This is a genomic window from Nocardioides sp. YIM B13467, from assembly GCF_042788075.1.
In the GTDB taxonomy this organism is placed as follows: Bacteria; Actinomycetota; Actinomycetes; order Propionibacteriales; family Nocardioidaceae; genus Nocardioides.
This window is the reverse complement of the sequence record NZ_JBHZPJ010000046.1, coordinates 3,295,874-3,308,295: the sequence shown is the minus strand read 5'-3', so window position 1 is coordinate 3,308,295 and position 12,422 is coordinate 3,295,874. Positions and strand designations below refer to the sequence as shown.

The following is a 12,422-nucleotide window of genomic DNA, read 5'->3' as shown; positions in this document are numbered from 1 at the left end:
TAGCCCATCTTGGGACGTTCGTCACTTCCCGGGGAGGCCCTGATCCGCCCGGGAAGCAACCCTCGACACGGTCGCGGTGGCCACCACGATCATCAGCACGGCCCAGAAGATCATCAGGTATCCCGCCACGTCGCCCGCGACGGCATACCCGCCCGTCGGCCTCGGCGTCGCGGCCAGCGCGACCACGATCGCCCAGGCCGCGGCGTACGCGATCCTCGAGGCCCCTCGCGGCAGCACGAGCAGCGTCGCCGAGGACGCGGCCAACGCGAGCAGCAGACCCCACCACCACGGGTGGACCGCGACCGCCGCGACCCCGACGACGAGACCGAGGACAAGACCGGCCCCACAACGAGCCAGGCCGCCGCCGAGCAGCCTCACAACCCGGCGAAGAGGTCGGTCAGGGTGTTCCCGTCGTCAGTCCCTTCGACGGCTCCCTTGGCGATCCGGAAGTGCTCGTGGGACCACGCTGTCGTGCCGAGGCTGTTGGTCATCGCGAACATGCCCTGCTCCATGTCCATCTGGGTGGGGTAGGCGCGCATCGCGGCGACCTTCTGGTCGGCGAAGGCGGTGCCGTCGATCGCGGCGGCGATGTCGACGTCGGGGGTGGCCATCGGCAGCGGACCCTCGGGGTCCATCCCGCCGAGCGCTTCCTCGTCGCCGGCCGCGCGGGCCGCCCGCAGCCCCTCGCGGATCCAGCTCTCCGCGATCGCGGTCCAGAAGATCCGATCGATCTCGTGGGCCTCGCCGAGCTCCTTCTTGTAGGTCGGCACGGCGGCGAGATGGGCGGCGTACGTCGCGACCCGGTGAGCCTGGATGTGGTCGGGGTGGCCGTAGTTGCCGAACTCGTCGTAGGTGACCAGCACCTGCGGGCGCACCTCGCGGATGATCGTGACGAGGTGGTCGGCGGCCTCGTTGAGGTCGGCGTACCAGAAGGCGTTCTCGCGGGCGTCGGGGTCTGGGAGCGCGTGCGTACGGTCGTCGCTCCAAGTCATCCCGGAGTCACGGTAGTTGCCGAAACCACCCAGCCAGCGGTGGTCGACCTGGCTGCCGTCGGGGGCCTTCAGGGCCGCCATCGCGTCCTCGATCTCGCCCCGGCGGTGATCGCCCAGGGCGTCGTCCTGGTCCGCGGCGAGGTGGGCCAGCTCGGGCACCAGGATCTCGCCCATCTCCCCTGCCGTGCAGGTCACCAGGGTCACGCGGGCGCCCTCGGCGAGATACTTCGCCATCGTCGCCCCCGTCGTGATCGTCTCGTCGTCGGGGTGGGCGTGCACGAGCAGCAGGCTCTTCTGTGAAGTCACGCTATCGATCCTAGGAGTTGCCCAAGTCTGGGCGCTTGATCCGCTTCGGGTTCTCGGGGAGCTCGACGGGTTCGGGGGCGATCGAGTCGTCCGGCGCGTCCTCGGGGATGTCGAGCCAGCCGTCGTACTCGTCCACCAGCAGCTCCAGAACCATCTCCGGGGCGTCCGTCTCCACGGACCAGGGGTGATCCTCGTCGTCGTCCTCGCCCTGGTAACGCTCACGGCTGATCCGGGCCGTCCAGCCCTCGCGCTCCAGCGTCGAGGCAGCCGAACGGGCGTCCTCCTCCTCGAAGAAGATGCCGCGCAGGGTGGGCCCTTCGGGCACGCCGAGCACGTGGCGGAGCGCATCGAGGAACGGACGGTCGGGCTCGAGCCAGTCGACCGAGTCGAGGTCCTCGGCCGCCAGCCAGAGGACCTGGTCGTGCTCGCGCGGCCTCGGCTCACCCGCGACCACCCTGGCCGTCGCGGCGATCAACCGGCCGCCGGTCCCGCCGATGGCCGACTCGCCCTGCATCCAGTCGAGCACCTCGATCAGGCAGCCGAGCTCCTCGCCGATCTCCCGGACGAGGGCCGCCTCGGGCGTCTCCCCCTCCTCGACCTTGCCGCCGGGGAGCTCCCAGCGTCCGGCGGCCTCGGGCGGGGACGTACGCCTCGCGGCCAGCACCTGCTTGCCGTCGGCGCTGAGGATCGCTGCGGCTACTACGGTCTCGGGGCTGTTCACGTGTGAGATTGTTCCCTAGACACCCGGAATGTGGTGTCTCTTGGGTACGCTCCAACGCCGTGCCCCGCCGTCTTCTGCTCATCGCCTGCCTGCCCCCGTCCGGGGCCCGATCATGAGCGATCAGCAGTGGCCCCCGCGGCGCCCCGGCGAGCCTCGCCCGCCCTACCGGGGACAACAGCCCTTCCCCGGCCCGCGGCAGCCTCAACGACCGCAGGCGCAGCCGGGCCGGCCGCAGCAGCCGCACCCGGGTCAGCAGCGGCCTCATCCGGGGCAGCACCAGCCCTACCCGGGCGGGCAGCCCTACCCCGAGCAGCGGCCGTACCCGGCTCAGCAGCAGCCCTATCCGCCCGAGCAGCCGCCCTACGGCCAGCAGCCCTACCCGGATCAGCAGCCCTATCCGAACCAGCCCTATCCGGAGCAGCCGTACCAGGACCAGCCCTATCCGGAGCAGCCCTACGCCGAGCAGCCCTATCCCGAACAGCCATACCCGGAGCAGCCCTACGCGGGGCAACCGCCCCCGGCGTACCCGCAGGGTTTCGGTCCCGGCCGGTTCGGGCCCGAACCGCCGAAGAAGCGGCGGTGGCCGAAGGTGGTCGTGGGCCTGCTGGTGCTCGCGCTGGTCGGGGTCGGCGGCTATGGGGCGTACGACTTCTATGACCAGATGCAGAAGTGGGAGCAGACCACGACCGACGACCTGAACGGCGTCGGCAGCGACCTGTCGGTGGCCGTGGCGTCCCTGCGCAGCGTCGGCTGGGAGGTCACCGCCGCGGACATCGGCACCTGGCTGGAGCAGCCGGGCGCCTACGGCGACGGCCTGAAGCTGCGTACGCTGCAGGCCGACCCTGCCAGCACCGACGGCAACAGCTTCTCGGTGGCGGGCTACCGGACCTGGCAGGACACCTACGCCAAGCGCGACCACACCACGGTCGTGTGCGCGAACATCACCCTCGCGACCGGGACCCAGAAGCCGCTGAGCGAGACGATCACGACCTGCCCCGAGGACGTCCCGAAGACGGCACCGGACGCCGGCCAGACCGACACCGACGCGAACGCAGGCGGGGTCACCGGTCACCTCGCCGAGCTGGCCGTGGAGGCCTCCGAGCAGCGCGCCGCCGGCGCCACCGAGGGCAAGCTCCTCGAGATCGCGGCACCGACGAGGCCGGTCGGCAACGTACGCGCCGACTCGACCGCGCTCGTATGCGCGCCGGGGACGAAGGACCTCGGCGAGGGCGAGGGGTACGACGAGGGCAAGCTGATCCCGGTGCGGCTCTGCGCGGTCGAGGGACTGCCCAACACGGGCACCGAGAGCACCAAGGGCGACCCCTACTACATCGACGGTGCCGACGGCCTGACCGTCGTCAACGCACGCATCTCGGGGGCCGCGGCAGCGCTGGTCAAGAGGGCCGAGAAGCAGGGGATCGACCTGGTCGCCGGCAGCTCGTTCCGGACGATGAAGAAGCAGAAGGCGCTGTGTCAGTCTGACGTCACCGGCGGCTGCCCGGCCGGCGACTACACGCTGACCGCGCAGCCCGGCCACTCATCCCACCAGCTCGGCATCGCCATCGACTTCGAGCAGCCCAGCGCGACCGGCGGCAAGACCTGCGCGACGCGGGCCTCGGAGCCGGCCAGCGCGGTGTGGCGGTTCCTGAACAAGAACGCTCTGAACTTCGGGCTGAAGCAGTACTCGGCCGAGGCGTGGCACTGGGACGCGTACGGCGGGAAGGACCGCTGCGCCCCGATGTGACCGCCTCGATGTGACTGCCCGGCCTGACCCGTCAGGCCCGCGGTAGCCGAGCCAGCTGACGCGCCTGGGCGACCAGCTTGCCCTCGGAGTCCCAGACCTCGCAGTCCTCCTCGAACATGCCGCCCGAGAGGTTGCGGGAGAAGTGGGTCACCTTGAGCCAGCCCGGAGCCGGCTTGTGGCGGATGTGGCAGGTGAGCTCGAGGGTCGGCGCCCAGCCCGGCAGCTCGAGCCCGAAGGTCACCGGCGGGAGCGCGTCGAGCACCTGCAGCAGCGAGAGCGGGTCGGGCTCGCGGTCGTGGTGACGGAACCAGCCGGTGAAGACCGCCTCGCCGGTCGGCGCGGCGCCGCCCCAGACGAACTGCTCCTTCGGCACGCAGAGCTCGTAGCGGTCCAGCATCGGTACGAACTTCTTCATCTCCTCGGGCGCGGTGGTCGAGGAGAGGCACTCGTCGAGCGGCGGCAGCTCCGGCTCGGTCGCGGTGACCCGCTCGAAGCCGCTGCTCTTTGCGTGGAGGCCGTCGAGGTCCGCGTACGTCGCGGTGGTGGTGATCCGCAGCTCCTCGCCCTGCCACAGCTCGGCGGTCGCGATGGCCAGCGAGCCCTTGTCACGCTTGGTCTCGATGCGGACCTCCGCCGGCCCCGGGGTGCTGGCGCCGGCGTAGAACGCGCTCAGCACGATCGGGTCGGGGTGGTTCGGCAGGTGAGCCCGCAGCGCGTTGGCGATCACCGCGAGCAGGTAGCCGCCGTTCACCCCGCCGCCGACCACCCAGCCGGGGGCGAGGTCGGCCGCGTACGTCTTCTTGTCGACCCGACGGACCGCGATGTCGCGGTCGAACTCGGCCGGTTCCCTATTACCCATGGGTAATAATCTAGATCGGGACCCGATGTGGTGGACGATGGGGGCATGACCGAGACGCCATCGAAGGAGGACCCGCGGCACCCGCACTGGGTCTACCACCACGGCTCCGAGCCGGACCCGCGGTTCACGCTGGCCAACGAGCGCACCTTCCTGGCCTGGGCACGCACCGTGCTCGGCCTGCTCGCCGGTGCGGTCGCGCTGCACTCGTTCCAGGTGCCCACCCCGGAGGGCGTACGCGTCGGGGTCATCGCCGTGCTGGTGGTCACCGCGATCCTGTGCACGCTGTTCGCGATGATCCGCTGGGCACGGGTCGAGCGCGCGATGCGGGAGCGTCGGCCCCTGCCCGCCTTCTCGACCGGTTTCATCCTCGCGGGCGCACTGTTGGTGGTCGGCGTGCTCCTGGGGTTCTCGCTGGTGCTCTGATCCGGCTGTCACGAGCGTGAAACATCGGTTTCGTACTGTGCCGCCATGAACGCGCTCCAGCCCGGGACCGGACCGATCAGCTCGACGACCTACCTCCCGGCCGAGGTCGACAACGTGCTCTGGGGACGGCTGCCGTGCGCGACGGACTCCCCCGTGCTGAGCGTCGCGCCGGGCACCTCGGTGACCGTGGACACGATCTCCCACGAGGGCATCCTCGAGGACCAGGGGCGGGACCCGGAGCGGTTCTTCTCTGCCCACGGCGTCTCGGAGGTCCTCTCCGACGCGGTCGCTCTCGCGGCGTCGGGCTATGAGCGGACCTTCGGCGTCGACGGTCCGCACGTGGTCTCGCGGCCGATCGAGGTCGAGGGTGCCGAGGTCGGTGACCTGCTCGCGATCACGGTGCTGGAGACGCTGCCGCGGGTGCCCTACGGCGTGGTGTCGAACCGGCACGGGCGGGGCGCGCTGCCGGGCGAGTTCCCGCGAGGCGACTCGCCGGTGCACAGCGTCTTCACGCCCGTCGTCGACGGACGTGGGGTGATCGGGCCGGCGTCGTTCGCCCTCGACCCGTTCCTCGGGATCATGGGGGTCGCCGTGCCGGGGTCTGAGCGGCCGCACTCGGTCCCGCCCGGGTCGCACGGCGGCAACATCGACATCCGGCTGCTCACGGCCGGGGCGACCCTCTACCTGCCCGTCCAGGTCGCCGGCGCGCTGGCCTACGTCGGCGACCCACACTTCGCGCAGGGTGACGGCGAGGTCTCGCTGACCGCCTTGGAGGCCTCGCTCCGGGCGACGCTCCGCTTCGACCTGGTCGCTCGCGAGGAGGCCGCCGCGCGGTTCGGCGAGCTCGCCGGGCCGCTGGCGGAGACCTCGGAATATCTGATTCCCACCGGGCTCGACGAGTCCCTCGACGTGGCCACGCAGAACTGCGTCCGGGCCGCGATCGCCCTGCTCAGCGCGCGTTTCGGGATGGAGCCTGAGGCTGCGTACGCCTATCTCTCGGCGGCCACCGACTTCCGGATCTCTCAGGTCGTCGACGTCGTCAAAGGCGTACACGCCACGATCCGCAAGGCAGACTTCGCCCTATGACCCCTCGACATGCCGGCGCCCAGCTCAAACCGGTCCCGCACGGGCTGCTGCAGGCCTTCCGGGCGTACGAGAGCGCGCTGATGTCCGACGACGTCGCAGCTCTGGACGCGCTCTTCGCCGACTCACCGACCACCTTGCGAGGCGATGCCGCCGGGCTGCTCGTCGGGCACGAGCAGATCTCCGCCTTTCGTGGGTCGCGCGGCGGCGCGCCCAAGCGGCGCATCGTGCAGACCCATGTGCAGGTGATCGACGACGACCACGCGCTGATCGTGGCCGTCACCGAGCTCGACCGCGGCGGGCGCGGGCTGCAGACGCAGCTGTGGGCGCGGGACCCGGTGCGGATCGAGTACGGCGGCTGGCAGGTCACCGCGGCCCACGTCTCGGCGCCCGCGCCGGCCTTCGACACCCGGATCTGGCGGGTCGTCGGTGACCCGCTGGTCTCCTCGCACACCGCCGACGGTGCCCTGTCGGGAGAGACCGTCGCGGTCAAGGACCTCTTCGCGGTCGCCGGTTTCGCGGTCGGCGCAGGGAGCCCGGCCTGGCTGGAGCAGGCGCCGACGGAACCGTCGCACGCCGCCGCCGTCGCCGCGCTGCTCGACGCCGGGGCGTCGGTACGCGGGATCGCGCGCACCGAGGAATTCGCCTACTCGCTGTCGGGGCTCAACGCCCACTACGGGGCGCCGCCGAACCCGAAGGCTCCGGGGCGGATCCCCGGCGGCTCGTCATCTGGCTCGGCGACCGCGGTCGCTCTCGGCCAGGCCTCGATCGGCCTCGGCACCGACACCGGCGGCTCGATCCGGGTCCCGTCCGCCTACCAGGGCCTCTACGGGATCCGTACGTCCCACGGCGCCGTCTCGCGCGAGGGCCTGCTTCCGCTCGCCAAGGCCTTCGACACCGTCGGGTGGATGACGCGTTCGGCGTTCCTGCTGCAGGCGGTGGGTGACGTACTGCTGCCGGAGACTCCGGCGTCGTCGTCCGTCTCGGTGGACGAGGTCCACCTGGTGCCGGCGCTGGTCGGACTCGCTGCGGAGGATGTCGCCACCGCCGTGAGCGACGCCCTGCCCGAAGCCAAGCCGCTGGCCTGGGAGGCGGCCAGGCTGGACGAGTGGCGCCAGGCTTTCGTCATCGGACAGGCCTACCAGGCATGGCAGGCCCACGGGGCCTGGCTCGAGACCCGGCTCGACACGCTCGGCGAGGCGGTGCGCGGTCGGTTCGAGATGGCCCGGTCCGTGACCCGGGAGCAGGCCGCCGAGGCGCGCACCGTGCTCGCACAGGCGCGTACGGAGATCCTCGACGTCGTCGGCGACCGCATCCTCGCCTACCCGAGCGCCTCCTCGGTGGCGCCGACGGCGGCCGACGCTGCCGGGGTGCGCGACGACACCATGCGCCTCACCTGCATCGCCGGTATCGCCGGCCTCCCCGCCGTCTCGATCCCGGTCCGCACACCCGGCAACCTCCCGGCGGGCCTCTGCCTGGTCGCCGCACCCGGCCGCGACCGCGACCTCCTCGCCCTGGCGCAGAGCTTCGCAGAGTAAGCGGAGAGCTTCGCGGGGCAGCCGCCCGGGCGTTACACAAAGGCAACCTGCGTTTCGGACGCCGAAACGCTCGTTTCATAGGCTGCCCTGGTGACGATGACGCTCGCCGAGTTCGATGCACTGCCCGCCGACGAGGCGCAAGCGGTGGTCGCACCCTGTGTCGCGATCCCCTCGTGGGCGGCCGGGCTGGTCGCGGGGCGGCCCTATACGGACGTACCGGACCTGCTCGCCGCCGCGAGGCAGCTGGCCGCGGCCTGGACGGACGAGGAGGTCGAGGCAGCCCTGGCCGACCACCCCCGGATCGGGGAGCGGCACTCCGGGGACGGGGCGAGCGCGGCACTCTCCGCCCGTGAGCAGGCCGGGGTCGACCCGGCCGACGCCGAGGTGCAGGCGCGACTGAGGGCGGGGAATGCGGCCTACGAGGAGCGGTTCGGGCGGATCTACCTGGTGCGGGCAGCAGGACGCAGCGCCGAGGAGATGCTCGCGCTCCTCGAGGAGCGGCTCCAGAACGACCCGGCTACCGAAATCACGGTGACCAAGGGCCAGCTGGCCGAGATCGCGTTGCTCCGGCTGCGAGGGTTACTGGTATGACCACCGTCTCCACACACGTCCTCGACGCCGCCCTCGGCCGGCCCGCCGCCGGGCTCGCGCTCTACCTCACCCTTCCCGACGACAGCGCGCGCACCGCGACCACCGACGCCGACGGGCGGGTGCGGTTCGACGGCGAGGTGCCGCCCGGGCCACACATGCTGACCTTCGCGACCGGACCCTGGTTCGCCGAGCAGGATCGCGAGACCTTCTTCCCCGAGGTGACCATCGGGTTCACCGTCACCGCCGGCGAGCACCACCACGTCGCCCTCCTGCTCAGCCCGTTCTCCTACACGACCTATCGAGGAAGCTGATGTCGATCACTCTTGGCCCCAACCAGCACGGCAAGGCGGAGGTACGCCTGGTCAAGGTCGACCGGGAGGGCGCGCGGCACACGATCCACGACCTGAACGTGTCCACCCAGCTCAGGGGCGACTTCGCGACGGCCTTCACCGAGGGTGACAACGTGCACGTGCACGCCACCGACACCCAGAAGAACGTGGTCTACGCGAAGGCCAAGGAGCTCGGCATCACCTCGCCGGAGGCGTTCCTGCTCGACCTCACCGCCTACTGGGCCGAGCAGCCGTGGGTGACCGGGTCGGTGATGAAGGCGGAGTCCTACTCCTGGGACCGCATCCCGGCGAACGAATTTTCGTTCGCCCGGCGCGGTCAGGAGACGCGTACGGCTGTGGTCAACAGCTATGGCGAACGAAAATTCGTTCTGTCGGGCCTGACCGACCTGGTGGTGCTCAAGTCGACCGGTTCGGAGTTCCACGGCTTCCCGCGCGACCGCTACACCACCCTCGCCGAGACGACCGACCGGATCCTGGCGACCGAGGTCACCGCGTGGTGGCGGTGGGAGAGCCACCCGGAGGACTGGAACGACGCCTACGACCGGATCCGCGCGATCATGCTCGACACCTTCGCCGAGGTGCACTCGCTCGCGCTGCAGCAGACCATCTACGAGATGGGCAGGGCCGTGATGGAGGCGTTCGAGGGGATCGCGGAGTTCAAGATCTCCTGCCCCAACAAGCACCACTTCCTCGTCGACCTCTCCCCCTTCGACCTCGAGAACCAGAATGAGGTCTTCTTCGCCGCCGACCGCCCCTACGGGCTCATCGAGGCGACCCTGCAGCGCGACGGATCGACCGAGCCGGACGCCTGGGCATCGGTGCCAGGCTTCGCGTGACGAGGTCTGACATGAACCGGATCGACCGACGGATCGCGACGCACTACCAGGAGCTGTCGCCGCAGGAGCGCAAGGCGGCCGACACGCTGCTGGAGCATCTCGACGACCTGGCGACCTACCGCGCGGCCGAGCTGGCCTCGCTCGCCGAGGTCTCGAAGGCGACGATGAGCCGGCTCTTCCGGTCGCTGGGATTCGACGGCTTCGACGAGGTACGCGACCACCTGCGGGGGCTGCGTACGGCCGGCGAGCCGCGACGTGTCGAGGGTGCCCCGGACCTGAGCGCCCACGCCGAGGGTGAGGCGGCCGCGATCGCGCGGGTCGTGGAGCAGGCCGGGATCGTCGAGGCGATCGAGGCGATCGCCGGGGCGAGCGACGTGATGGTCGCGGGCTGGCGCAACTCCTACCCGGTCGCGCTCCATCTGCGCCAGCAGCTCACCCAGACCCGCGAGCGGGTCACACTCGCGCCCGCTCCCGGCCAGGTCATCGGCGAGGAGCTGGCCGAGCTCGGCGAGGGATCGGTGGTGGTCGCGGTCGGGCTGCGGCGCCGGCCACCGGGCTTCGGCGAGTTCGTCGACGCCGCCGCGGCCTCCGGGAGCACGGTGATCGTGATCGCCGACCCGACCGGAACGGTCCACCTCGGCCGTGCCGACATCGCGCTGGAGTGCCCGGTCCAAGGCGCTCTCGCCTTCGACTCCCTGGCCGCGCCGATGTCGCTGGCGAGCGTGCTCGCCGACGGCGTACTCCACGAGCGGGGACGGGCCGGACGCGACCGCGTCTCGACCATCAGCGCCACCTACGACCGGCTCCACGAGGTCGAGTGATGTCTGGGAGCAGAATGGCAGCAGGAACATCGATCCGGGGGGATCTCATGAGCGACACCATGTGGTTGGAACAGGCGATCGCACTTGCCGTGCGCAACGTCGACAACGGCGGTGGCCCGTTCGGGGCCATCATCCTCCGCGAGGGCATCCTGCTCGGCACCGGCCAGAACCGGGTCACCCGCGACCTGGACCCGAGCGCCCACGCAGAGATCGTCGCGATCCGTGCCGCCTGCAAGGAGGCCGACAGCTTCTCGCTGGCCGGCTGCACCCTCTACACCTCGTGCGAGCCCTGCCCGATGTGCCTGGCGACCGCGCTGTGGGCGCGTCTGGACCGCGTCGTCTACGCGGCCGACCGTGACGACGCGGCCAAGGGCGGGTTCGACGACCGCGCCTTCTACGACCTGTTCGGCACCGGCCGCGCCAACGAACACCACGACTGGCCGACCAAGGTCGACGAGCTGCGGATCCCGCAGGCGTACGACCCGTTCGACGCCTGGCTGGCGAAGCAGGACCGCACGGACTACTGACCGGCTACTGCGAGGCGCCCATCCCCATCCGCTCCAGCGCGACCGACTCGAGGAGCTGGACGAGGTTGTAGAGCACCAGCGTGACCACGGTGATGATCGCGACGGCTGCCCACAGATCGTCGAAGCGGGCGGCGGCGGGGAACTTCTGGATGTTGCCGCCGATGCCCTTGCCGGTCGAGAGCCACTCGGCCAGCAGCGCGCCGGTCACGGCGCCGGGCACCGAGACCCGGGCCGCGGCGAAGATCGACGGAAGCGCGCCGGGAAGAGACACCTTCCGGATCGCGGTGAGCCGCGAGCCGCCGTAGACGGCCACCAGGTCCAGCGACTGCGGCGAGGCCCGCGAGAGCCCGAACAGGACCGCGGCCAGCGCCGGGAACAGCACCACGATGATCCCGAGCACCACGACCGAGGCGGTCGACGCACGGCCGGTGATCAGCATGACCACCGGAGCGATCGCGACCAGCGGGATCGAGCGCAGCAGCAGCGCCAGCGGCATCACGCCGGCCTCGACCGTACGCGACAGGTTGAACAGCACCGCCGCCACCACGGCGATCGCCATCCCGGCGAGGAAGCCGAGCGCGGCGTCCCGCAGGGTCACCCACGTCAGCGGGAACAGCTCCGCCCGATGGGCAGCCGCGTCCGGCCCGGTGAAGAGGTGGTCGACGACGTCCAGCGGCCCCTTCGCGACGAACTCCGAGACGCTGGAGAACGACACGAACGCCTGCCAGAGCACGACCACGATCGCCAGCGCGGCGAGGGTGTGCAGCACCGGCCCCAGGACCGCCCGCGACAGACCCTTGGCACCCGACATCATCCGGACCTCCCAGCGACCCATGGCGTCACCAGACGCGAAACCAGCCCCAGCAGCAGATAGCCGGCCAGAGCGACCAGGGCACAGACCAGGAAGACGGCCCAGAGCCGCTCCGGGTCGGGCTTGCCCTGCAGGACGATCAGCGTGCGCCCGACGCCACGGTCGGTGGAGCCGAGGTACTCGCCGAGCACGGCACCCAGGATCGCGGTCGGCACCGCGATCTGCAGCGCGTTGAGGATCGCCGGCACGGCCGCGACGAGGCGTACCTTCACCAGCTGCGTCCACACCGACCCGCCGTAGACCCGCACCACGTCGAGCGAGGCGCGATCGGCCGACTTGAACCCGAGCACAGCCCCGACGACGGTCGTGAAGAAGACCATCAGCGCGGCCAGGAAGATCGAGGTCTTCGACGGGTCACCGGGCTGCTCGGCGCCGCCGAGGACCACGATCGAGATGCCGCCCACGGCGACCACGGGCAGACAGTACGTCGTCACCGCGATCTGCATGATCATCGGCTCCAGCCACGGCACCAGCAGCACCAGCGAGGCCAGCAGCAGGGCGATCAGGTTGCCCCAGAGGAACCCGATCGACGCCTCCATCAGCGTCTCCCGGAGCACGCCGTCCCAGAACGCCGACGGACCCGCGGCGGCCATCTCCGAGAGGACCGTCCACGGCGGCGGCACCGGCGTGAACCCGGTGCCGGGGTCGGGCGGGAATCCGGCGACGGCCACGACCGCCCACAGCACGAAGAGGGTGACCACGCCGATCAGACCGGCCACCCAGCCGGCCAGCTGTTGATTCAGTCGCATCAAACTCTGCT

15 protein-coding genes are annotated in these 12,422 nt (G+C 71.0%); 9 read left to right on the top strand and 6 right to left on the bottom strand.

What is annotated here, in order from left to right; all coding sequences use genetic code 11:
• Nucleotides 1–21: 21 nt before the first annotated feature.
• From ACFX43_RS23040 to ACFX43_RS23030, 3 genes are read right to left on the bottom strand one after another with little or no spacing between them, the layout of a single operon-like run.
• Nucleotides 22–378 (bottom strand): hypothetical protein, encoded by a 357-nt coding sequence (locus ACFX43_RS23040; protein ID WP_378835579.1) that lies wholly within the window; start codon nt 376–378, stop codon nt 22–24.
• Complete coding sequence (gene mshB, locus ACFX43_RS23035; protein WP_378835575.1) at nt 375–1,298, bottom strand: N-acetyl-1-D-myo-inositol-2-amino-2-deoxy-alpha-D-glucopyranoside deacetylase; 924 nt, start codon at nt 1,296–1,298, stop codon at nt 375–377. The genes ACFX43_RS23040 and mshB overlap by 4 nt, the downstream gene beginning before the upstream one ends.
• Nucleotides 1,299–1,308: 10 nt before the next feature.
• Nucleotides 1,309–2,019: a (deoxy)nucleoside triphosphate pyrophosphohydrolase gene (locus ACFX43_RS23030; protein WP_378835567.1), complete on the bottom strand. Its 711-nt coding sequence runs from the start codon at nt 2,017–2,019 to the stop codon at nt 1,309–1,311.
• Between the two features lie 112 nt (nt 2,020–2,131).
• On the opposite strand from ACFX43_RS23030, the gene ACFX43_RS23025 reads away from it, so the two are divergent.
• Entirely contained in the window at nt 2,132–3,763 is a 1,632-nt protein-coding gene (locus ACFX43_RS23025; protein WP_378835560.1) for a D-alanyl-D-alanine carboxypeptidase family protein, read from the top strand.
• Between the two features lie 31 nt (nt 3,764–3,794).
• Here the strand turns inward: ACFX43_RS23025 and ACFX43_RS23020 are convergent, their stop codons facing one another.
• On the bottom strand, nt 3,795–4,622 hold the full coding sequence (locus ACFX43_RS23020; protein ID WP_378835556.1) for a thioesterase family protein: 828 nt from the start codon (nt 4,620–4,622) through the stop codon (nt 3,795–3,797).
• A 45-nt stretch (nt 4,623–4,667) separates the two neighbouring features.
• On the opposite strand from ACFX43_RS23020, the gene ACFX43_RS23015 reads away from it, so the two are divergent.
• The 8 genes from ACFX43_RS23015 to ACFX43_RS22980 all read left to right on the top strand — a co-directional run bounded on the left by ACFX43_RS23015 (nt 4,668) and on the right by ACFX43_RS22980 (nt 10,791).
• The gene (locus ACFX43_RS23015; RefSeq protein ID WP_378835552.1) at nt 4,668–5,045 is read left to right on the top strand and encodes a YidH family protein; all 378 of its coding nucleotides are present in this window, start codon (nt 4,668–4,670) and stop codon (nt 5,043–5,045) included.
• Between the two features lie 45 nt (nt 5,046–5,090).
• Entirely contained in the window at nt 5,091–6,131 is a 1,041-nt protein-coding gene (locus ACFX43_RS23010) for an acetamidase/formamidase family protein (protein ID WP_378835549.1), read from the top strand.
• Nucleotides 6,128–7,666, top strand: a complete 1,539-nt coding sequence (locus ACFX43_RS23005) for an AtzH-like domain-containing protein (protein ID WP_378835546.1) — start codon at nt 6,128–6,130, stop codon at nt 7,664–7,666. Before ACFX43_RS23010 ends, ACFX43_RS23005 begins: the two co-directional genes overlap by 4 nt.
• Nucleotides 7,667–7,762: 96 nt before the next feature.
• Nucleotides 7,763–8,257: a 2-oxo-4-hydroxy-4-carboxy-5-ureidoimidazoline decarboxylase gene (gene uraD, locus ACFX43_RS23000; RefSeq protein ID WP_378841096.1), complete on the top strand. Its 495-nt coding sequence runs from the start codon at nt 7,763–7,765 to the stop codon at nt 8,255–8,257.
• Complete coding sequence (gene uraH / locus ACFX43_RS22995; RefSeq protein ID WP_355225851.1) at nt 8,254–8,568, top strand: hydroxyisourate hydrolase; 315 nt, start codon at nt 8,254–8,256, stop codon at nt 8,566–8,568. Before uraD ends, uraH begins: the two co-directional genes overlap by 4 nt.
• A complete protein-coding gene (pucL, locus tag ACFX43_RS22990; RefSeq protein ID WP_378835539.1) occupies nt 8,568–9,443 on the top strand; it encodes a factor-independent urate hydroxylase in 876 nt (291 codons plus the stop codon). The genes uraH and pucL overlap by 1 nt, the downstream gene beginning before the upstream one ends.
• 11 nt (nt 9,444–9,454) lie before the next feature.
• On the top strand, nt 9,455–10,264 hold the full coding sequence (locus ACFX43_RS22985; protein WP_378835534.1) for a MurR/RpiR family transcriptional regulator: 810 nt from the start codon (nt 9,455–9,457) through the stop codon (nt 10,262–10,264).
• 47 nt (nt 10,265–10,311) lie between these two features.
• Nucleotides 10,312–10,791, top strand: coding sequence for a nucleoside deaminase (locus ACFX43_RS22980; protein ID WP_378835528.1), 480 nt, complete (start codon nt 10,312–10,314; stop codon nt 10,789–10,791).
• 4 nt (nt 10,792–10,795) lie between these two features.
• Here the strand turns inward: ACFX43_RS22980 and ACFX43_RS22975 are convergent, their stop codons facing one another.
• Complete coding sequence (locus ACFX43_RS22975) at nt 10,796–11,626, bottom strand: ABC transporter permease (protein WP_378835522.1); 831 nt, start codon at nt 11,624–11,626, stop codon at nt 10,796–10,798.
• Complete coding sequence (locus ACFX43_RS22970; RefSeq protein WP_378835517.1) at nt 11,602–12,411, bottom strand: ABC transporter permease; 810 nt, start codon at nt 12,409–12,411, stop codon at nt 11,602–11,604. The genes ACFX43_RS22975 and ACFX43_RS22970 overlap by 25 nt, the downstream gene beginning before the upstream one ends.
• Nucleotides 12,412–12,422: the final 11 nt, after the last annotated feature.